This is a genomic window from Bradyrhizobium sp. 930_D9_N1_4 (genome assembly GCF_052076015.1).
Lineage (GTDB): Bacteria > Pseudomonadota > Alphaproteobacteria > Rhizobiales > Xanthobacteraceae > Bradyrhizobium.
In genome coordinates this window covers 3,285,953-3,303,307 of record NZ_CP197236.1, presented here as the reverse complement: position 1 = coordinate 3,303,307, position 17,355 = coordinate 3,285,953, and the positions used below count along the sequence as shown (strand labels likewise).

The following is a 17,355-nucleotide window of genomic DNA, read 5'->3' as shown; positions in this document are numbered from 1 at the left end:
GGGCCTAGCGCGAAATCGGCGGCGCAGGCGAACCTGACGGGGCGGCCGGCGCTGCGGGCGGCGCCGCTGCGGTCGCCGGCGGGGCAGCCTCCTGCGGCTTCGCCGCCGGTGCCGGTTCGGAGCTGGCGGCAGGTGCGGCCGGCTTGGGAGCAGCTTCCTCCACCGGCTTGGGCGCAACTGGCTCGGCGGGCTTTGCGGCGGCCGGTGCGGCCGGCGTCACCTGCGGGACCGGATCGGACCGCAGCGCCGGAACCTCGCTACCACGCGGCTCGATCCTGGCGTTGTCAGGCTTAGCTTCCGGCTTGGCTTCCGGCTTGGCTTCCGGCTTAACTTCTGGCTTGGCCTCGGGCTCACCCCTCGCACTCTCCGGCTTGGGAGGCTCGACCTTCTTCTCGTCAGCGGCCGGCGCAACGTCCTCGGGCTTGGCGCGACGCTTGCCCTTGCGTCCCTCGGGCGCAGCCTGGCCCTCAGGCTTCACGCCCTCCTCGGCCGGCCGCGCGGCGCGCTTCTGGCGCGTGCCTTCACCGGCAGGAGCAGCAGCCTCGCCTTCCGGCTTGGCGGCGTCCTGAGCGCGCGGGCGGCGACCTTGATGCTCGGGCGACTGGCCGGGAGCGGTGTTGGCTTCCTTGTCTTTGGCGCCGTCCTTTTTGCCGTCCTTGGCCTGGTAGCGGGTATCGGTGGCGCCGTTGGACACGAGATAGGAGGCGAGGATGCCCGCCATGTCAGGGCTCGTGGTGTAGTGCTGGCGCAGGAAACCCGGCAGCGAGCCCGGGGCCACGGATTTCAGAAGCCCGCGCGGGCTCTTGTGGCATGCAGTGCACGTCTGCGCGAAAAGCTGCGACGGGGTTTTGCCGGCCTCGAGGTTCGTCGCCTGCGCCAGAACGGTATCGGTCGCGCCGAAGCCCATCAGAAACAATACCGTCGCGAGGCTGAGCGCTCGGCTCGACATCCCATCATCTCCATTGAATTTACGCGAACACGGCCGGCATAAGGCGCGGCGGCGGTCACCTTTTAGCGGATTGAGCCGCGAATGGAAGCAGCCAGCGCACGCAAGGATGTGATTAAGCGCTTTGGAATATCTGCTGTGACAGAGCGCAATAGCGCTGCGCCTCGTTCGAAAGCCGGAGGCCCTGTACGAGATGCGCGGCCGCCAGAAAGCGGCACATCGTCGCAAAGCCACAACGTCGCAGACGCCCGTCTGCCGCGTGCGAAGGGGGCGCCGAGCCGAGGCCTGTGGTGAATAAATCCTAGTGGCGAAGGGTCGATAGCGGGGCAGACCGGAAAGAGGCTGTTAACGACAGCTGGGCCCGCATCTCCGCAAGGCTCTCCGGCGAGACCGGCTCGCGCCGCACGTCGGGCCGCTCGGCATGCTGCATGGCCGCGATCAGCCCCGACAGCCAAAGCCGGCTGCCTGCCTCGCTTCGCCAGATCTGCTGCCGTTCCGGCCGCATCGCTTGCCTCATTCCCTGTTGGTCGTGGGAGACAATTCCCTGCCCGCCTGCCTGTTCCGGTCTTACCCCCGAAAGAATCCGGAGGGATGTGATCTGTTTCACATAAGTCTGGTCGGGCTTGGCTTAGACCCGTCGCCATGAGCAAGCAGACCCAAACCTCATTCGACGTGCAGGACGACCTCCGCACCGATTACGCCTTGATCGTCACCGGCGTCGGGGCGGCCCTGGTTGCGCTGGTCTACCTCCTGCTGGTCTGAAGGCGAGCCGAAAGCTCCCAGGGTGCGTCTTTTCGCGCGCTTCTCGATACGTCTGCGCGCCAATCCATTAGGTTCACGTCATCCGGATTTTTCCGCGGCGCGGTCGTGGACCACGACGCGACGGGCGAGTTCCGCAAAAGTCCGTCAAGCGCGGCGCACGCTGCTTCTGCCAGTCATCCACCGCTTTTAAGATCGGTTGATAGCGGCGAGCTTTTGCTTCCGCTTTGACCTGAGGCGGCGCTTTATCCCGGCCCCGCATCCGCCCCAGAAAATTGCTAACGCTCGACCATGGCACCGACTGATTCGAACGTCCTCAAACTCGCGCCCGAGCCGGGAACTCCTGCCTATCGGAGCGCGCCGCATAATATCGAAGCGGAACAGAGCCTTCTGGGCGCGATCCTGGTCAACAACGACGCCTTCTATCGGGTCTCCGACTTCCTGGAGCCGAAGCACTATTTCGAGCCGCTGCACCAGACCATCTACGAGACCGCCTCCAGCCTGATCCGGATGGGCAAGATCGCGACGCCCGTCACGCTGAAGACGTTCCTCCCCGCCGATACCGATGTCGGCGGCATGACCATCGGCCAATATCTGGCGCGCCTCGCGGCCGAGGCCACCACCATCATCAACGCCCAGGATTATGGCCGGACCGTCTACGACCTGGCGCTGCGCCGCGACCTGATCGGCATCGGCGAGGACATGGTCAATGTCGCCTATGACGCGCCGGTCGACTTCGCACCGCGGGCGCAGATCGAGGACGCCGAGCGCCGCCTGTACGAGCTCGCCGAATCCGGCCGCTATGACGGCGGCTTCCAGAAATTCTCGCAGGCGCTGGCGATCGCCGTCGATCTCGCGGCAAAGGCGTTCCAGCGCGACGGAAGGCTGTCCGGCATCTCGACGGGCATGCGCGACCTCGACACCAAGATGGGCGGCCTCCAGCACTCCGACCTCATCATCGTGGCCGGCCGTCCCGGCATGGGCAAGACATCGCTTGCGACCAACATCGCCTACAACGTCGCACAGGCCTACGTGCCGGAACTGCAGGCCGACGGCACCATGAAGGCCGCCAATGGCGGCGTGATCGGCTTCTTCTCCTGCGAAATGTCGGCCGACCAGCTCGCCACGCGTATCGTCGCCGAGCGCACCGGCATCCCCTCCTCCCACATCCGCCGCGGCGGCATCTCGGAAGGCGATTTCGAGAAAATCCGGGAGGTCTCGATCGAGCTGCAGTCGCTGCCCTTCTATGTCGACGCGACCGGCGGCCTGTCGATCGCGCAGCTGATGGCGCGCGCGCGCCGGCTGAAGCGCCAGAAGGGTCTCGATCTGCTCGTGATCGACTACATCCAGCTGTTGTCCGGCTCCGGCAAGCGGAGCGACAATCGCGTGCAGGAAATCACGGAGATCACGACCAGCCTGAAAGCACTCGCCAAGGAACTCAACGTTCCCGTCATCGCGCTGTCCCAGCTCTCACGCCAGGTCGAATCCCGCGACGACAAACGGCCGCAGCTCTCCGATTTGCGTGAATCCGGATCGATCGAGCAGGACGCCGACGTCGTGCTGTTCGTTTACCGCGAGGAATATTACCTCGCGATGAAGGAGCCCCGCCCGGGAACGCCCGAGCACGAGAAGTGGCAGCTCGACATGAGCCTTGCGCATGGAAAAGCCGAAGTCATCATCGGCAAGCAGCGCCACGGCCCGACCGGCACCGTCGATCTGGCGTTCGAAGCCTCGATTACGCGGTTCGGCGACCTCGCACCCGACAGTCAGCTGCCGGTCCGCACCGGCAACGACTACTGAGTTCCTTGAACAGGACCTTCCTCTTGCGTAAAACGGCGCCATGACAATGGCGTCCGACCCTAAAATGATCCCGCAATCCGGCCTTCTCTCCGCGGAGGCCAATCAGGCTGCCGCACTGGCAACTTATGGCGGCGTGCTCACCGTCGATCTCGACGCCATCATCGCCAATTGGCGCAAGCTCGAGAAGACGGCGGTGCCGGCCGAATGCTCGGCGGTGATCAAGGCCGATGCGTATGGCTGCGGCGCCGAGCAGGTCTCGCGCGCCCTGAGCAAGGCCGGCTGCAAGACCTTCTTCGTCGCCACGGTCGAGGAAGCGCGCAAGGTGCGCGGAGCCGTGCCGGAGGCCACGATCTACGTGCTCGGCGGCTACTTCCAGAACACCGGCGAGCATTACGCCCAGATCAACTGCCGCCCCGTCATCGGCGATCTCAACGAGCTCGCGGAGTGGGACGTGTTCTGCCGCCGCACCGGCTGGGCCGGCGGCGCCGCCGTTCACATCGACACCGGCATGAACCGGCTCGGGCTGACGCTATCGGAAGCACAGGCCATCATCCCCCGGATCAATGCCGGCGACCACGGCATCACGCTGGTGATGAGCCATCTGGTCTCGGCCGAGCAGCTCAACAACCAGACCAACGCCAAACAGCTCGCGTCCTTCCGCGGCATTGCCAGCGAATTCTCCGGTGTGCCCGCCGCGCTCGCGAATTCCTCGGGCGTCTTCCTCGGAGCGCCGTTCCAGTTCGACCTGGTCCGGCCGGGCGCGGCGCTCTACGGCGTCAACCCGACGCCGGAGGCTGACAATCCGATGCAGCCGGTGGTCGATCTCAAGGCGCGCATCGTGCAGATCCGCACCATCGAGCGCGGCGAAACCGTCGGCTATGGCGGCACCTGGAGCGCACGGCGGCCGACCAAGCTCGCGATCATCGCGGTCGGCTATGCCGACGGCTATTTCCGCGCCGCCAGCTCCAATGACGGCACCCGCGGCGCCGAAGTGATCGTCGCGGGCAAACGCTGCCCGGTCGCCGGGCGCGTCTCCATGGATTTGATCGCGATCGACATCACCGATCTGCCGCCGAACGCGGCGCGCCGCGGCCACATGGTGACGCTGATCGGCGAAGGCATCACCGTCGACGAGCTCGCGCATCATTTCGGCACGATCGGCTACGAGGTGCTGACCAGCCTCGGCCATCGCTACGCCCGCGTCTACAGGGGCGGCAATGTGGTGGAGCCGCTGGTCAAGCCGGAGCCCGCGCCGGCAGCCGAACAGCCACCCTCCCCGCCGCCGATCGAGCAGCCCGCGGCTCCGCCGCCGCTGCCGTCCTAGTCAACGCTCTCGTGCCCCGGACGCAGCTCAATGCGCCGCGCTTCGCGGCGTAGTGCGGTGCAGAGCCGGGGCCCAGAGTTTGTGGTGAGATGGGTCCCGGCTCTGCGGCGCACCGCTTCGCGCTGCGCCGCGTCCGGGACACGAGAGTGGGCGCTTACTTCTTCTTCCGGCCGTCGAGCGCGGTCTTGCAGGACGCGCTGAGCTGATCGCGCTTGGCGTCGAGGCAGGCGATGATCTTGCCGCCGCCGGGCGCGATGCCTGCGCAGAATTTGTCATAGTCCGCCTTGCACGCACCGCGCGGATCGGACGATTGTGCCGAAGCCGCTCCGGAGATCGCGACAACGACGACGAAAGCGGCAAAGTTCAACTTGGACATTGTATCTCCGGGTACGGCAGGCAGGAGCCGGTAGCTCTACATGAAGATTGCGACATTCAACATCAACAACATCAATCGCCGCCTGCCCAATCTGTTGGCATGGATGCGCGCGGCAAAGCCCGATGTCGTCGCACTTCAGGAGTTGAAGGCAAGTGATGGCGAATTTCCGGCAGCCGCGATCGAAAAAGCCGGCTATGGCGCAGTGTGGTGTGGACAAAGGACGTGGAACGGCGTCGCCATCCTCGCCCGCAACACTGACCCCATTCTCACCCGCGACCGTTTGCCGGGAAAACCAGGCGATCACGAAGCCCGCTACATCGAGGCCGCCGTCCGCGGCATCATCGTCACCAGCATCTACCTGCCGAACGGCAATCCGCGGCCGGGTCCGAAGTTCGATTACAAGCTCGATTGGTTCGCACGGCTCAAGCGCCACGCCAAAACCTTCATCAAGCAGGATCTGCCCGTCGTGCTCGCCGGCGACTACAACGTCGCGCCTGATGACATCGACATCTATCCGACGCGCTCATGGGACAAGGATGCGCTGATCCAGCCGAAGAGCCGCGCGGCGTTTGCCTCATTGGTCCGACAAGGCTGGTGCGATGCGATCCGCGAATTGCACCCGGAGAAACGCATCTACACGTTCTGGGACTACAAGCGAAACCGCTGGCCGCGCGATGCGGGCTTGCGGCTCGATCATCTCCTGCTCAGCCCCGCCCTCGTCTCTCGGCTGGCCAAGGCCGGCGTCGACAGGAAAGTTCGCGGCGAGGACGGCGCGAGCGATCACGCGCCGGCATGGGTGGTGCTGAAATAAGCGAGGTGCCGTAGGGTGGATTAGCCGAAGGCGTAATCCACCTCTTCGGTCTCTGCGGATACGAACAGTGGTGGATTACGCTGCGGTAATCCACCCTACGAAACTAGCGCCCGTAATAGTCCCGCACCGTGTCCCACGCCGCCTTCTGCAACAGCTCCACCGTCGGCGCATCCAATCCCATCGTGTAGGAACTGCCGACCGGCGAACGCCCCGTCAGCGCGGCAAGCGTCACGCAGGTTGCCAGATACGTGCCCGCCGGGCTCGGATGCCGCTTGTCCGGCGCGTAGAGATTGAGCTCGGGCTGCAGCTTGCGCACGCGCGCAAATGCGAGGCCTGCGGGAATGACAAGCGCATCATTCGCATTGCCCGCGACCGTATAGGCCTCCGCCAAAGACTCCGTCATCTCGGGCTTGTCGGCATAGGCCCAGGACATGAACAGCACCGGCCGCATGCCGTGGGCGCGGACGATGTCGCTGTCCTTCTTCGCGAAGGTCGTGAACGCGTCTTTCAGTTGCGGATGGATCGGGCACTGGCTGCAATCCATCATCACGACGGCGTCGTACTGCCTGCCCGGCTTGTTGAAGACGACGTTGTTCTGCTCGTCGAACGAATACGTGCCGATGCCGCCCGGCCGCAGCCGATTGTCCATGTCGTGCCAGTCGAGGCCGGAGCCGCCGATCGTGGCCATGGTGTTGCGATACGCCGCCTTGTTCTCGGCATCGGCTGCCCGCTCCATGAAGGAGAGATGCCCGGGCATGCCGTTGTTGTAGTAGAAAAAGCTGTTGCCGACGAACAGCGCGGCCTTCGGGAAGTCAGGTCCGAGCGAGGTCACCTTCGGCTTGGTCTGCGCCTGTGCATTGAAGCCGGCTGCAACGGCCAGACACATTGCGAGCATCACTCGCGCAACAAGACGCATCATGGGTTTCCTCCCCTTCTTCTCGGGCCGGAAACAAATCAGCTTTTCGACATGGCCTCAAGAGCACCAATGTGCAGGAGACATGCGCGAGCCCAAAGCGCTCACCACAAATTCTTGCCGTCGATCATGTTCACCGGCACGGCCTCGAGATCGAAATCGTCGAACAGGCGCGCGTTCACCGCAACCTTGGGATTGTCGAAGTCTGGCTTGCCGGTCGACCAGTCCGGCGATTCCGAATAGGTGCTGCAGCCGCAAGCCGCGCAGAAATGATGTTTGACCGTGCGGGTGCCCCAGAGATAGGTCGCGACACTGTCGGGCGGTGACAGCAGGCGAAACTGTGCCGGCTTGTAATAGGCCCACAACGCCCCGCGCTTGGCGCAGAGCGAACAGGTGCAGCGCGTTACGCCCGTGGGCGCCTCCGTCACCTCGAACACCGTCTCACCGCAATGACAGCTTGCCTCGATCGGCATGACCCGCTCCCCGTTTTGCCAGGAGATGGTCGTAGCGGCCCCCTGCTGCCAACATGCTGTCAGCAGCGCAATTCGCTAGGGAGTCCCGTTCGCGGAGAGCCGCCTGGCATTCGCGGCCACATGCTCACGATAACGCTGGACGACGGCCGCGGGCGTCGCGCCGGCAAGCAGGCTCACGGTCGCCTCGAACGCGGCTGCGATCTTCTCGCTGACCATCAGCATGGCCTCCTGGCCCGCCGCCTCGTCGCCTTGGCTCAGCTTCTCGCAGCGCAGCCGCACCACTTCGCTCGCTTCCACGGCGAGCATGGCGCCAGCGTACCAGGGAAAGCCGTTGTCGGATCCGCTGAGCACCGCATGGCGGTCGAGCGCGGAGAAGGAATGGTGGTCGGGCATCGCGGACCTCAAATTCTTTGGGCGGACGCTCTGATCAATACGCTTCAAATTTGAAGGATCGGGCCGCGGAACCGGTCGGATTGGGCGCGCCTGCGACACCCGCCGTTAACCAGGCCCTTGACTGCATCACTCTGGTTAGCATACTGGTCTGACCAAGATCAGACCAAAAAGAGACCGGGATGGAGCTGAAGCGGGCCGCCGAAGGCGAAAAAGGGTTTGAGAAGGTGTTCGCCTTCCTGCGCGAGCGCCTGCTTGCAGGCTCGCTCAAGCCCGGCGACCGCCTGATTTCCGAGCGCGAGCTCGCGACACTTCTCGGCGTCAGCCGGCCGATCGTGCGCGAGGCGCTGCGCGCCCTCACCGTGCTCGGCATCGTCGAGATCCGCGACCGCATCGGCACCGTGGTGACGCGCCCCGACGTCTCCGTGCTGAACGACTTCTTCACCTTCGCGCTCGCCCAGCAGGCGGACATGCTCGACGACGTCATGCAGGCGCGCGTGGCGATCGAATGCCAGGCGATACGGCTTGCCTGCGAACGTGCCAACATTGCCGATTTCGAACGCCTCCAGCGCGCGCTCGCGAAAATCGGCGACACGATCGACGAGTCCGATGCCGGCGGCATGGCCGATTTCGAATTCCACCGCGCCATCGTCGTGGCCTCGCATTCGGAGACGCTGTCGGTCCTGCACGGCTCGATGGCGGGCCTGCTGACGCATTCGCACCGCAACCGCCGCGAACTGGTGCAGGCCTTCCCGTCGATGAAGACCTATCTGATCGACGATCACCGCCGCATCTTCGAGGCCGTCATCGCGCGCGATCCCGAGCGCGCAGATGCGACGCTGCGCAAGCATTTCGCCATCGGCGACGAATACCGCAGACGCGCCGTCGTCGGCGATCTGGACAACACCTTGGACAAGACCAGCGCCTCGCGCTGACCTCAGACGGACGAAACAAGAAACGGAAGACTGACATGGGACGGAACGACAAGGGCAGCGTCGGCTTCATCGGCATCGGCACGATGGGCCTGGAGATGGTGCGCAACCTTTTGAAGGCCGGGCACACGGTGCGCGCGTTCGACCTGAACGAGGCAGCAATTGTCGGCATCGTCAAGGAAGGCGCCGTCCGCGCCAAGAGCCCGGCCGAGGCCGCGCAAGGCGCCGACATCGTCATCACCATGCTGCCCGACACGCCGCACGTCGAGGCGACCATTTACGGCGAGCACGGCCTGCTGAAGTCGCCGCCGTCCGGCAAGCTGATCGTCGACATGAGCACGATTTCGCCGGTCGCGGTCCGCCGCATCCATGCCGACCTGCAGAAGATCGGCGTCAGCTTCATCGATGCACCGGTCTCTGGTGGACCGCTGGGCGCCAAGAACGCCGCGCTCTCGATCATGGCCGGCGGCGATGCGGACGCATTCGCCAAGGCCGAGCCGTTCTTCCGCGCGATGGGCACCACCATCACCCATGTCGGCGCGGCCGGCGCCGGCCAGACCGTCAAGCTCTGCAATCAGTTGATCTGTGGCATCAACATCCAGGCAATCTGCGAAGCGCTCGCGCTCGGCCGCGCTTCCGGCCTCGATCTCGATCTGCTGCGCCGCGTGTTGCTGGGTGGCTCCGCCGCCTCCTGGATGCTCGACAAGCTCGGCCCCGCGATGATCGCGGGCGACGTCTCCGCCGGCTTCCGGATCGATCTCCAGCTCAAGGACCTCCGCCTCGTGCAGGAGCAGGCGCAGGCGCTGAGCGTGCCCCTGCCCGGCACGGCGCTCGTCACCAGCCAGTATGTCGACGCGCGCGCCCACGGTGAAGGCAGCAACGGCAACCAGGCGCTGTTCCGTGTCTACGACCGCATGACCAACCAGACCACCGGCTGAACCTGAACCGATGAGCCTCCAACTCGACTTTCCCGCAGTGCTGGAGCGTTGGCCGAGCTTCGTGGCCGGCGCCGTGCTGACGCTGGAGTTGGCGGCCTTTTCGACGGTGTGCGGCGCGGTCCTCGGCACGCTCGCGGCGGTCGGGCGCGGCACGCACAATTCGCTGATCGCGGGCGCCTGCAAGGTCTATGTCGAGGCGATCCGCAACACGCCGCTGCTGGTGCAGATCTTCCTGGTCTATTTCGGCCTCGCCAGCCTCGGCCTGAAGTTCTCCGCCTTCACCGTGGCCGTGGCCGCGCTGACGATCAATGTCGGCGCCTACACCGCCGAGATCATGCGCGCCGGTTTCGAGGCGATCCCGCGCGGACAGATCGAGGCCGCCGAAGGGCTGGCGCTGTCGCGCCTGCAAATCTACTGGCACATCATCCTGCTGCCGGCGATCGAGAAGGTCTATCCGGCGCTGACCAGCCAGTTCGTGCTGCTGATGCTGGCCTCCTCGGTCTGCTCGCAGATCTCGGCCGAGGAGCTCACCGCGGTCGCCAACTACATCCAGTCGGACACCTACCGCGCGTTCGAGACCTACATCATCGTCGCCGTGCTCTACGTCATCCTGTCGCTGGTGATGCGCGCGGGCTTCTGGGGCCTCGGCCTCGTGCTGTTCCCGCGCCGTCGCCGGCTCGGCACGCCGTTGTGAGATGACCATGGGCGGACATCTCAACATCAACCATCTGATGTTCCTCGGCCAGGGCGCGCTGTGGACGATTGGCCTGTCGGTGATCGCGCTGATCGGCGGCGGCATCGTCGGCTTCATGATTGCACTGGCGCGGATCTCGCCGCTCAAATCGGTGCGGATCGCCAGCGGCGTCTATGTCCAGTTGATCCAGGGCACGCCGCTGCTCGTCATTCTCTTCCTCGGCTATTTCGGCCTCGCCGCCATTGGCCTCAAGGTCTCGTCGCTCACGGCCGCCGGCGCCTCGCTGACGCTTTATGTCGCCGCCTATCTCGGCGAGATCTGGCGCGGCTGCATCCAGTCGGTGCCGAAGCCGCAATGGGAAGCCGCCGAAGGCCTGGCGCTGAGCCGGACCCAGCGCATGATGAAGGTGATCCTGCCGCAGGCGATCCGCATCGCGACGCCGCCGACCGTCGGCTTCATGGTGCAGATCATCAAGAACACCTCGCTCGCATCCGTCGTCGGCTTCGTCGAGCTGATGCGCTCCGGCCAGATCGTCAACAACTCGCTGTTCGAGCCGTTCGCCATCTACGCCATCATCGCCGTCACCTATTTCGCCATGTGCTATCCTTTGTCGCTCTTCAGCCAGAAGCTGGAACGGCGGATGGGACGCGGCAGGTCCAACCTCGCACCGGCCTGACATGCAGCAAAACACGCCCTCCTCCGAACCGATCGTATCGCTCCGCGACGTGCAGAAGAGCTTTGGCTCGCTCCGCGTGCTCGACGGTGTTTCCTTCGCCGTCCAGCGCGGCGAAGTGCTGGCGCTGATCGGCCGCTCCGGCTCAGGCAAGAGCACGGCACTGCGCTGCATCGACCGCTTCGAGAAGGTCGACGGCGGCGAAATCGTCGTGTGCGGGCATCGCGTCGACCGCCCCGACGTCGATCTGCGCGCGCTGCGCCAGGACGTCGGCATCGTGTTCCAGAGCTACAATCTGTTTCCGCACCTGACGATCGAGCAAAACATCACGCTCGCGCCGTGCGCGGTGAAGGGCATGGCCACAGCCGAGGCAAAAGACCTCGCACAAAAAGTGCTGGCGCAGGTCGGGCTCGAGGAGAAGCTGCACGCCTACCCCGAGCAGCTCTCGGGCGGCCAGCAGCAGCGCGCCGCAATCGCCCGCTCACTGGCCATGCAGCCGAAAGTCATGCTGTTCGACGAGGTCACCTCCGCACTCGATCCCGAACTCACCGCCGAAGTGCTGAAGGTGATCGAGCAATTGGCGGCGGACGGAATGACCATGGTGATGGTCACGCACGAGATGGGCTTTGCCAAGGGCATCGCCGACCGCATCGTCTTCATGCATCGCGGCAAGGTCCATGAGACCGGACCCGCCTCGATCCTGACGTCGCCAACGACGCCGGAGCTGACGCAGTTCGTCGGCACAGGAAACTTAAAATCATAACAGGGAGAGGAGAACCAGGGATGACAAACAAGACACTGCTGGGGACTGCCGCTGCGCTATTCGGCCTTGCCATGATGGCTGCCACGCCTGCATCGGCCGATTTGCTCGACGACATCAATCAGGCCAAGAAGATCCGCATCTCGACGGATGTCGCCATTCCGCCCTCGGGCATGATGGACTCCAGCATGAAGCCGACCGGCTCCGATGTCGAAGTGGCGCAACTGCTCGCCAAGGACTGGGGGCTCGAGCTCGAATTCATCCAGACCACCGGCGCGACCCGTATTCCCAACGTGCTGACCGGCAAGGCCGACATCATCATCTCGACCCTGTCGGTGACAGCCGAGCGCGCCAAGGTGATCGACTTCACCAAGCGCTATGCGACGCTGCAATCCGACGTCGGCTGCCTGAAATCGTCGACCGTCAAGGACTGGCCCGACCTGAAGGACAAGTCGATCGGCGTCTCGCGCGGCACCACGCAGGACACCACCCTGTCCAACATGAAGGACAAGGATCTCAAGATCGCGCGCTTCGACGACGATGCCACCATGGTGACGGCGGCCGTCTCCGGCCAGGTCGATTGCGTCGGCTCGTCGGCGACGATCATCAACCAGATCGGCGTGAAGAACCCCTCGCGCGTGTTCGAGTCCCGCATTCCGCTGGCGACCTTCGACCTCGCCATCGGCCTGAAGAAGGGCGAGCAGCGTCTGATGGACAAGCTCAACGCCTGGATCACCGAGAACGTCAAGAACGGCAAGCTCAACGCGATCTACAAGAAATTCCACGGCGTCGATCTGCCGGCGGACATGCGTAGCTGAACGGAAGAACGCCGTGACAGTCGCACGCGACTGTCACGGCTATGGCAAAATCAAGAAGGAACTCACATGCGTCTCGTCATCGGATCCGACCACGCCGGCTGGCCGCTCAAGCAGACAGTTATCGACCACATCCGCAGCCTCGGCCACGACGTTCTCGACGTCGGCTCCTACGACGACAAGCCGGTGGATTTCCCCGACATCGCGCGCGCCGTGGCGCAGAAGGTCACCTCGGGCGAAGCCGCGCGTGGCATCATGGTGTGCGGCACCGGCGTCGGCGCCTCGATCGCGGCCAACAAGATGAAGGGCATCCGCGCCGCGGTCTGCCACGACATCCATTCTGCCCATCAGAGCGTCGAGCATGACGACGTCAACGTGATGTGCATCGGCGCCCAGATCGTCGGCGCGTGGCTCGCGGTCGATCTGGTCTCGTCCTATCTCTCCGCCGAATTCTCGACGGACGAAGATTTCCGCCGCCGCGTCGAGAAGCTGCGCGTGATGGACGAACAGGGCTGACGGCTGCTCATCTTCCGTCATTGCGGGCGCAGCGAAGTTGCACTCTCGTGCCCCGGACGCAGCGCAGCACGCAGTGGTGCGCTGCTGAGCCGGGGCCCATGCATCAGCGCGTTTTGCGGCCTGCTGGGTCCCGGCTCTGCGCAGCAGCGTTGCACGCTGCAGCGCGTCCGGGACACGAGGGTCGGTAGCGGAACAAGGGCACCCGCCATTCACTCATCGCTCTCCTCCGGCTAGACTGCTCCGATTCCCGGAGCCCTCCTCTTGGCCTTTCTGTTCGTCCTCATCGTCGGCCTGATCGCCGGCACGGTCTCAGGCATCGTCGGCACGGGGTCGTCGATCATGCTGATGCCGGTGCTGGTCTATGCCTATGGGCCGAAGGAGGCCGTGCCGATCATGGCGGTCGCCTCCGTGATGGCGAATTTTTCGCGCATCCTGGCCTGGTGGCGCGAGGTCGACTGGCGGGCTTGCGCGGCCTATTCAGTGACAGGCGTTCCGGCCGCGGTGCTCGGCGCACGGACCTTGCTTGCCCTGCCCTCGCACACGGTGGATCTCGCCATCGGTATCTTCCTGATCGCGATGGTGCCGGTGCGGCACTGGCTGGCGCGGCACGACCTCAAGGCCAATCTCTGGCATCTCGCCATCGGCGGGGCGATCATCGGCTATCTCACCGGCATCGTGGTCTCGACGGGCCCACTCAGTGTCCCGCTGTTCCTGTTCTACGGCCTGTCGAAGGGCGCCTTCCTCGCAACTGAAGCGGCTTCCTCTCTCGGCCTCTATTTCGCGAAATCAGTGACCTTCGAGCGTTTCGGCGCGCTGACGCAGGACGTATTCATCAAGGGCCTCGTCGCGGGCTCCTCATTGATGTCGGGCGCCTTCATCGCAAAACGCTTCGTGTTGCATCTGAAGCCGGACATGTTCCGGCTGGTGATGGATGCCATCATGATCGCCGCCGGGCTCTCCATGCTCTGGAACGCGACGCAACCGTAATCACGTTCAGGCGGCGAATTCCGGCGCGATCGACGGGCTGTCGGCAAGGACGCGGCTTTCGGGCGCCGCCTGCTTCTCGAGCCATTGCAGCACCGCCTCGAGCGGCTGCGGCCGATGATAGTGAAAGCCCTGCCCGAGCATCACACCCATTTCGCGCATGGCCTCGGCCTGCTCGGCGCGCTCGATGCCTTCCGCGACGAGCGTCAGCCCGAGCGTACCCGCGAGCGACGCGATGACGCCGACGATCGCCTTGTCTTCCGCGCTGCCGGGGATCTCGCTGATGAAGGCCTTGTCGATCTTGACCTTGTCCAGCGGAAAGCGCCTGAGATGCGCGAGCGAAGAATAGCCCGTGCCGAAATCGTCGAGCGCGATGGTGGCGCCCAGGCGCCGCAGGCGATGCAGCGTCTCGGCGGCGCTGGCCATGTTGTTGATCAGCGAGCCCTCGGTGATCTCGAGCTCCAGCGAGGAAGGCGCGACATCGAAGCGCGCGCAGGTCGCGCGCAGCTCGGCGGCGAGCGAATGGTCGGCAAGCTCGGACGGCGGCAAATTGATCGCGATCCGGATCTGCGGCTTGCCGGCGGCCATCAGGCGCTGCAGCGCGCGGCAGGCATCGGTCAGCACATAGCGCGTCAGGCGCGCGTTGTTGCCGCTGCGCTCGATCAGCGGCAGGAATTCGCCGGGGCCGATGATGCCGTGTTCGGGATGGCGCCAGCGAATGAGCGCTTCGAGGCCGACGACGGCCTGGCTCTCCAGATCGACCTGGCTCTGATACCAGACTTCGAATTGCCCCTCGGCGAAACTGGTGGGAATGGCGAGTTCGAGCTCCCGGCGACGGCGATAATCGCGCTGCAGCGCTTCGTCGAGCACGGCGACGGTGCCGGGCGCCTTGCTCTTGGCATGGTAAAGCGCGATGTCGGCGAGCGCCGGCAAATGCGACAATTCGGGATCGCCGGCGCGGCGCAGGGCAAGGCCGATGCTGGCGCGCGGCACGACCTGCTTGTCATGCAACCGGATCGGCGCGGAAATCGTATCCAGCAGCTGACGCGCAAACGCCTGCGCGGTCGCCTCGTTGCTGACCTCGGGGCGGATGACGACGAATTCGTCGCCGCCGAGCCGCGCGACCCAGTCCTGCGGCTCGACCGCTTCGCGGAGGCGCTCGGAGATGTGCACCAGGAACTTGTCGCCGGCATCATGACCGAACGTGTCGTTGATGCCTTTGAAATCGTCGAGGTCGATGAAGCAGAACGCGATCAGCGAGTCCGGCGAGCCGGCCTCCCTGCTCAGGGTCGCCAGATGCTCGGACAGCGAGCGGCGGTTGGGCAGGCCCGTGAGCGGATCGTGGGAGGCCATGTGGCCGAGCCGGTCGAGCGCACCCGACGTCGTGTGCTGCATGGCGTTGAAGGCGCGCGCGAGCTGGCCGAATTCGTTCAACGATTTGATATCCGCCGGATAGGCGCGGCCGTCCCGCTTGCTGCGCTGGATCGCCGACATGATCGCGGCCAGCGGCTTGCCGATGAAGATGTTGGCCGAGATCCGCATCGCGATCAGGGTCGCAAAGGTTGCGAGCAGGCCGACGACCAGCAGGAGCAGCAGCCGGCTTCCCGTGTCCGCATACACGGTCGCATAGGAATAGGCGATCACGATGCGGCCGGCCTGAACGGCGATGTTGCCGTTGGCGTAGCTGATCGGACGCGAGACCTCCGAGACCGACAGGTCCGCCGGCCGCGCCACCACGCGGGCGATCGCAACACCGGTGTCGTCATAGACGGCCGCGGCAGCGATGGTCTCGTCGTGCATGACCTCGTTGAGCACGCTCGTGACCTGGTCGTAGCGCATCTTCCAGAGCGGCTCGGCGATCAGCTCGGCGCGGCTCTCGGCGGTGCGGGCAATGCGCGCGTCGAGCTGCCGGATCTGCGACCAGAAGCTCGAGACCTCGACGCCGGCGGAGGCCAGCAGCTGCACCACCAGCAGCACCGGCACCGTCGCCCAGATCATCGCGCGAACCACCGAACGCGAGCGCGACGGCCCCGCCTGCGCGCCGCGTTTCGGATCCCTCATATCGTGATCGTTTCGCATCAGTCAGCGGCACCTTCCAGCGGCGCCAGCGACGAGATCAGCGCGTCGATGGAGAAGTCATATTGGCCGCAGCGTCCCGTCTTCGCCCTGAACCGCGCAAAATCGATGCGGTCGAAGGCACGCGTCCTGATGAGGTCGCCGATCGAGGACAGATTTGCACGGGTGATCGCGGACGTCTTGACCTCGACGCGCGGCGACCTGGCTGCGAAATCGCAACCATCGGCATAGTCGCGAAGCAGCACGACCGACCAGCCGCCGAGCAGGAAGTGGCCGCCGTCCGTGAGAAGCAGGCGCCCCGCCCGGATCGCGCGAAGCGCATCCTCCGACCAGTTGAGGCCGACCACCTGGATGTCCTGGCCGGGCACGAGACCCGCCGCCGAAATGGCCTTGATGGCGCCGAGCGCCATCGGATCGTTGCCGGCCCAGATGCCGGCGGGCCGGATGCCCTTGCGCGAGGCCCAGCTCAGATAATTCGTCGTGACCTGCTCGGCCTCGGACTGCGTCCAATTGGCGAACAGCATCCGGTCCACCACCACGTCGGACGCGGCCCCCACCGCGAGCTGGAGGCCGGCATTGCGGGCGATCGAGGATGGCGTGACCTCGTCGCCGCCGATTCCGAGAATGTGGATCTTGCCGTCCGGGCTCTGCCATTTCTCGGCACGCGCCGCGCGGATCAGGGCGTCGGCCATGCGCGCGCCCGCGGTCTGAAGATCGGTCGTGATATCGCCGAGCCAGGTCTTGAGCGTCCGGCGCGGCGGTCCGAGGCGCGCGGCATCGGCGCCGATCAGCGTGTTCGACAGCAGCAGCGTCTTGACGCCGGCAGCCTCGGCCGCCTCCAGGACCGGCACGGCGGCGGATTCCTCGTTCGACAGAATCAGGAAGTCCGGCTTGTCGGCGCGCGCGACCACGCCGAGCCCGAGCTCCTGCATGGTGCGGTAATTGCGCTCGCTGGTCAGGACCTCGACATGGGCGTCGAGCTTGCGGCCGGCGGCCTGCATGGTCTGCGCGACCATGTCCCAATAGACTTCGCCCGTCTTGCCGGGATTGACGAAAACGATGTTGAGGCGCCTGGCATCGGCCGCGACGGCGCCGCCGGTCGGCGTGAACACGCCGCAGGCCATGCCCATGATGAGCAAGATACGCAAGACTGCCGTCATTCTTTGTTCTTTTCG

19 protein-coding genes are annotated in these 17,355 nt (G+C 65.2%); 11 read left to right on the top strand and 8 right to left on the bottom strand.

All coding sequences use genetic code 11. The features are described 5' to 3' along the window. Window positions 1–4: 4 nt before the first annotated feature. Both AB7532_RS15225 and AB7532_RS15220 read right to left on the bottom strand, forming a co-directional pair. Window positions 5–949: a hypothetical protein gene (locus AB7532_RS15225; protein ID WP_441235588.1), complete on the bottom strand. Its 945-nt coding sequence runs from the start codon at window positions 947–949 to the stop codon at window positions 5–7. Between the two features lie 298 nt (window positions 950–1,247). After that, the gene (locus AB7532_RS15220; protein ID WP_441235587.1) at window positions 1,248–1,451 is read right to left on the bottom strand and encodes a transcriptional regulator; all 204 of its coding nucleotides are present in this window, start codon (window positions 1,449–1,451) and stop codon (window positions 1,248–1,250) included. Between the two features lie 545 nt (window positions 1,452–1,996). Here AB7532_RS15220 and AB7532_RS15215 point away from each other — a divergent pair. Continuing rightward, window positions 1,997–3,505 (top strand): replicative DNA helicase, encoded by a 1,509-nt coding sequence (locus AB7532_RS15215; RefSeq protein ID WP_441235586.1) that lies wholly within the window; start codon window positions 1,997–1,999, stop codon window positions 3,503–3,505. Between the two features lie 46 nt (window positions 3,506–3,551). Next, the gene (gene alr / locus AB7532_RS15210; RefSeq protein ID WP_441239285.1) at window positions 3,552–4,829 is read left to right on the top strand and encodes an alanine racemase; all 1,278 of its coding nucleotides are present in this window, start codon (window positions 3,552–3,554) and stop codon (window positions 4,827–4,829) included. 154 nt (window positions 4,830–4,983) lie between these two features. Here alr and AB7532_RS15205 read toward each other — a convergent pair whose 3' ends face one another. Further along, the gene (locus AB7532_RS15205) at window positions 4,984–5,205 is read right to left on the bottom strand and encodes a cysteine rich repeat-containing protein (RefSeq protein WP_441235585.1); all 222 of its coding nucleotides are present in this window, start codon (window positions 5,203–5,205) and stop codon (window positions 4,984–4,986) included. Between the two features lie 40 nt (window positions 5,206–5,245). On the opposite strand from AB7532_RS15205, the gene AB7532_RS15200 reads away from it, so the two are divergent. Next, window positions 5,246–6,016, top strand: a complete 771-nt coding sequence (locus AB7532_RS15200; RefSeq protein ID WP_441235584.1) for an exodeoxyribonuclease III — start codon at window positions 5,246–5,248, stop codon at window positions 6,014–6,016. 103 nt (window positions 6,017–6,119) lie between these two features. Here the strand turns inward: AB7532_RS15200 and AB7532_RS15195 are convergent, their stop codons facing one another. The 3 genes from AB7532_RS15195 to AB7532_RS15185 form a co-directional block, all read right to left on the bottom strand. Further along, window positions 6,120–6,935 (bottom strand): hypothetical protein, encoded by an 816-nt coding sequence (locus AB7532_RS15195; RefSeq protein ID WP_441235583.1) that lies wholly within the window; start codon window positions 6,933–6,935, stop codon window positions 6,120–6,122. 98 nt (window positions 6,936–7,033) lie between these two features. Continuing rightward, a complete protein-coding gene (locus AB7532_RS15190) occupies window positions 7,034–7,402 on the bottom strand; it encodes a GFA family protein (RefSeq protein WP_441235582.1) in 369 nt (122 codons plus the stop codon). Between the two features lie 75 nt (window positions 7,403–7,477). Beyond that, window positions 7,478–7,795, bottom strand: coding sequence for a hypothetical protein (locus AB7532_RS15185; RefSeq protein WP_441235581.1), 318 nt, complete (start codon window positions 7,793–7,795; stop codon window positions 7,478–7,480). Window positions 7,796–7,974: 179 nt separating this feature from the next. Between AB7532_RS15185 and AB7532_RS15180 the strand changes: the two genes are divergently transcribed. From AB7532_RS15180 to AB7532_RS15145, 8 genes are all read left to right on the top strand, one after another. Continuing rightward, window positions 7,975–8,727, top strand: a complete 753-nt coding sequence (locus AB7532_RS15180) for a FadR/GntR family transcriptional regulator (RefSeq protein ID WP_441235580.1) — start codon at window positions 7,975–7,977, stop codon at window positions 8,725–8,727. Further along, the gene (locus AB7532_RS15175; protein ID WP_441239284.1) at window positions 8,661–9,662 is read left to right on the top strand and encodes an NAD(P)-dependent oxidoreductase; all 1,002 of its coding nucleotides are present in this window, start codon (window positions 8,661–8,663) and stop codon (window positions 9,660–9,662) included. The genes AB7532_RS15180 and AB7532_RS15175 overlap by 67 nt, the downstream gene beginning before the upstream one ends. Window positions 9,663–9,672: 10 nt before the next feature. Further along, window positions 9,673–10,356, top strand: a complete 684-nt coding sequence (locus tag AB7532_RS15170) for an amino acid ABC transporter permease (RefSeq protein ID WP_441235579.1) — start codon at window positions 9,673–9,675, stop codon at window positions 10,354–10,356. Window positions 10,357–10,363: 7 nt separating this feature from the next. Beyond that, window positions 10,364–11,032 (top strand): amino acid ABC transporter permease, encoded by a 669-nt coding sequence (locus AB7532_RS15165; RefSeq protein WP_441235578.1) that lies wholly within the window; start codon window positions 10,364–10,366, stop codon window positions 11,030–11,032. Between the two features lies 1 nt (window position 11,033). Continuing rightward, window positions 11,034–11,792, top strand: a complete 759-nt coding sequence (locus AB7532_RS15160; RefSeq protein WP_441235577.1) for an amino acid ABC transporter ATP-binding protein — start codon at window positions 11,034–11,036, stop codon at window positions 11,790–11,792. Window positions 11,793–11,812: 20 nt separating this feature from the next. Further along, entirely contained in the window at window positions 11,813–12,607 is a 795-nt protein-coding gene (locus AB7532_RS15155) for a transporter substrate-binding domain-containing protein (RefSeq protein ID WP_441235576.1), read from the top strand. A 66-nt stretch (window positions 12,608–12,673) separates the two neighbouring features. Continuing rightward, window positions 12,674–13,120 carry a ribose 5-phosphate isomerase B gene (gene rpiB, locus AB7532_RS15150; RefSeq protein WP_441235575.1) on the top strand — a complete coding sequence of 149 codons (447 nt, stop codon included), beginning with the start codon at window positions 12,674–12,676 and terminating at the stop codon, window positions 13,118–13,120. Window positions 13,121–13,381: 261 nt separating this feature from the next. Further along, on the top strand, window positions 13,382–14,107 hold the full coding sequence (locus AB7532_RS15145) for a sulfite exporter TauE/SafE family protein (RefSeq protein WP_441235574.1): 726 nt from the start codon (window positions 13,382–13,384) through the stop codon (window positions 14,105–14,107). A 6-nt stretch (window positions 14,108–14,113) separates the two neighbouring features. Here the strand turns inward: AB7532_RS15145 and AB7532_RS15140 are convergent, their stop codons facing one another. Together AB7532_RS15140 and AB7532_RS15135 are read right to left on the bottom strand one after the other, a co-directional pair. Next, complete coding sequence (locus AB7532_RS15140; protein ID WP_441235573.1) at window positions 14,114–16,183, bottom strand: putative bifunctional diguanylate cyclase/phosphodiesterase; 2,070 nt, start codon at window positions 16,181–16,183, stop codon at window positions 14,114–14,116. After that, a complete protein-coding gene (locus tag AB7532_RS15135; protein ID WP_441235572.1) occupies window positions 16,183–17,340 on the bottom strand; it encodes an ABC transporter substrate-binding protein in 1,158 nt (385 codons plus the stop codon). Before AB7532_RS15135 ends, AB7532_RS15140 begins: the two co-directional genes overlap by 1 nt. Window positions 17,341–17,355 lie beyond the last annotated feature (15 nt).

What these genes read in the sequence shown, in the direction of transcription:
- AB7532_RS15170 (WP_441235579.1), top strand. Translation starts at nt 9,673, where the DNA reads ATGAGCCTCCAACTCGACTTTCCCGCAGTGCTGGAGCGTTGGCCGAGC.
- AB7532_RS15160 (WP_441235577.1), top strand. Translation starts at nt 11,034, where the DNA reads ATGCAGCAAAACACGCCCTCCTCCGAACCGATCGTATCGCTCCGCGAC.
- AB7532_RS15195 (WP_441235583.1), bottom strand. Translation starts at nt 6,935, where the DNA reads ATGATGCGTCTTGTTGCGCGAGTGATGCTCGCAATGTGTCTGGCCGTT.
- AB7532_RS15140 (WP_441235573.1), bottom strand. Translation starts at nt 16,183, where the DNA reads ATGCGAAACGATCACGATATGAGGGATCCGAAACGCGGCGCGCAGGCG.
- AB7532_RS15155 (WP_441235576.1), top strand. Translation starts at nt 11,813, where the DNA reads ATGACAAACAAGACACTGCTGGGGACTGCCGCTGCGCTATTCGGCCTT.
- AB7532_RS15165 (WP_441235578.1), top strand. Translation starts at nt 10,364, where the DNA reads ATGGGCGGACATCTCAACATCAACCATCTGATGTTCCTCGGCCAGGGC.
- AB7532_RS15190 (WP_441235582.1), bottom strand. Translation starts at nt 7,402, where the DNA reads ATGCCGATCGAGGCAAGCTGTCATTGCGGTGAGACGGTGTTCGAGGTG.
- AB7532_RS15205 (WP_441235585.1), bottom strand. Translation starts at nt 5,205, where the DNA reads ATGTCCAAGTTGAACTTTGCCGCTTTCGTCGTCGTTGTCGCGATCTCC.
- AB7532_RS15225 (WP_441235588.1), bottom strand. Translation starts at nt 949, where the DNA reads ATGTCGAGCCGAGCGCTCAGCCTCGCGACGGTATTGTTTCTGATGGGC.
- AB7532_RS15200 (WP_441235584.1), top strand. Translation starts at nt 5,246, where the DNA reads ATGAAGATTGCGACATTCAACATCAACAACATCAATCGCCGCCTGCCC.
- AB7532_RS15135 (WP_441235572.1), bottom strand. Translation starts at nt 17,340, where the DNA reads ATGACGGCAGTCTTGCGTATCTTGCTCATCATGGGCATGGCCTGCGGC.
- AB7532_RS15220 (WP_441235587.1), bottom strand. Translation starts at nt 1,451, where the DNA reads ATGCGGCCGGAACGGCAGCAGATCTGGCGAAGCGAGGCAGGCAGCCGG.
- AB7532_RS15185 (WP_441235581.1), bottom strand. Translation starts at nt 7,795, where the DNA reads ATGCCCGACCACCATTCCTTCTCCGCGCTCGACCGCCATGCGGTGCTC.
- alr (WP_441239285.1), top strand. Translation starts at nt 3,552, where the DNA reads ATGGCGTCCGACCCTAAAATGATCCCGCAATCCGGCCTTCTCTCCGCG.
- AB7532_RS15180 (WP_441235580.1), top strand. Translation starts at nt 7,975, where the DNA reads ATGGAGCTGAAGCGGGCCGCCGAAGGCGAAAAAGGGTTTGAGAAGGTG.
- AB7532_RS15215 (WP_441235586.1), top strand. Translation starts at nt 1,997, where the DNA reads ATGGCACCGACTGATTCGAACGTCCTCAAACTCGCGCCCGAGCCGGGA.
- rpiB (WP_441235575.1), top strand. Translation starts at nt 12,674, where the DNA reads ATGCGTCTCGTCATCGGATCCGACCACGCCGGCTGGCCGCTCAAGCAG.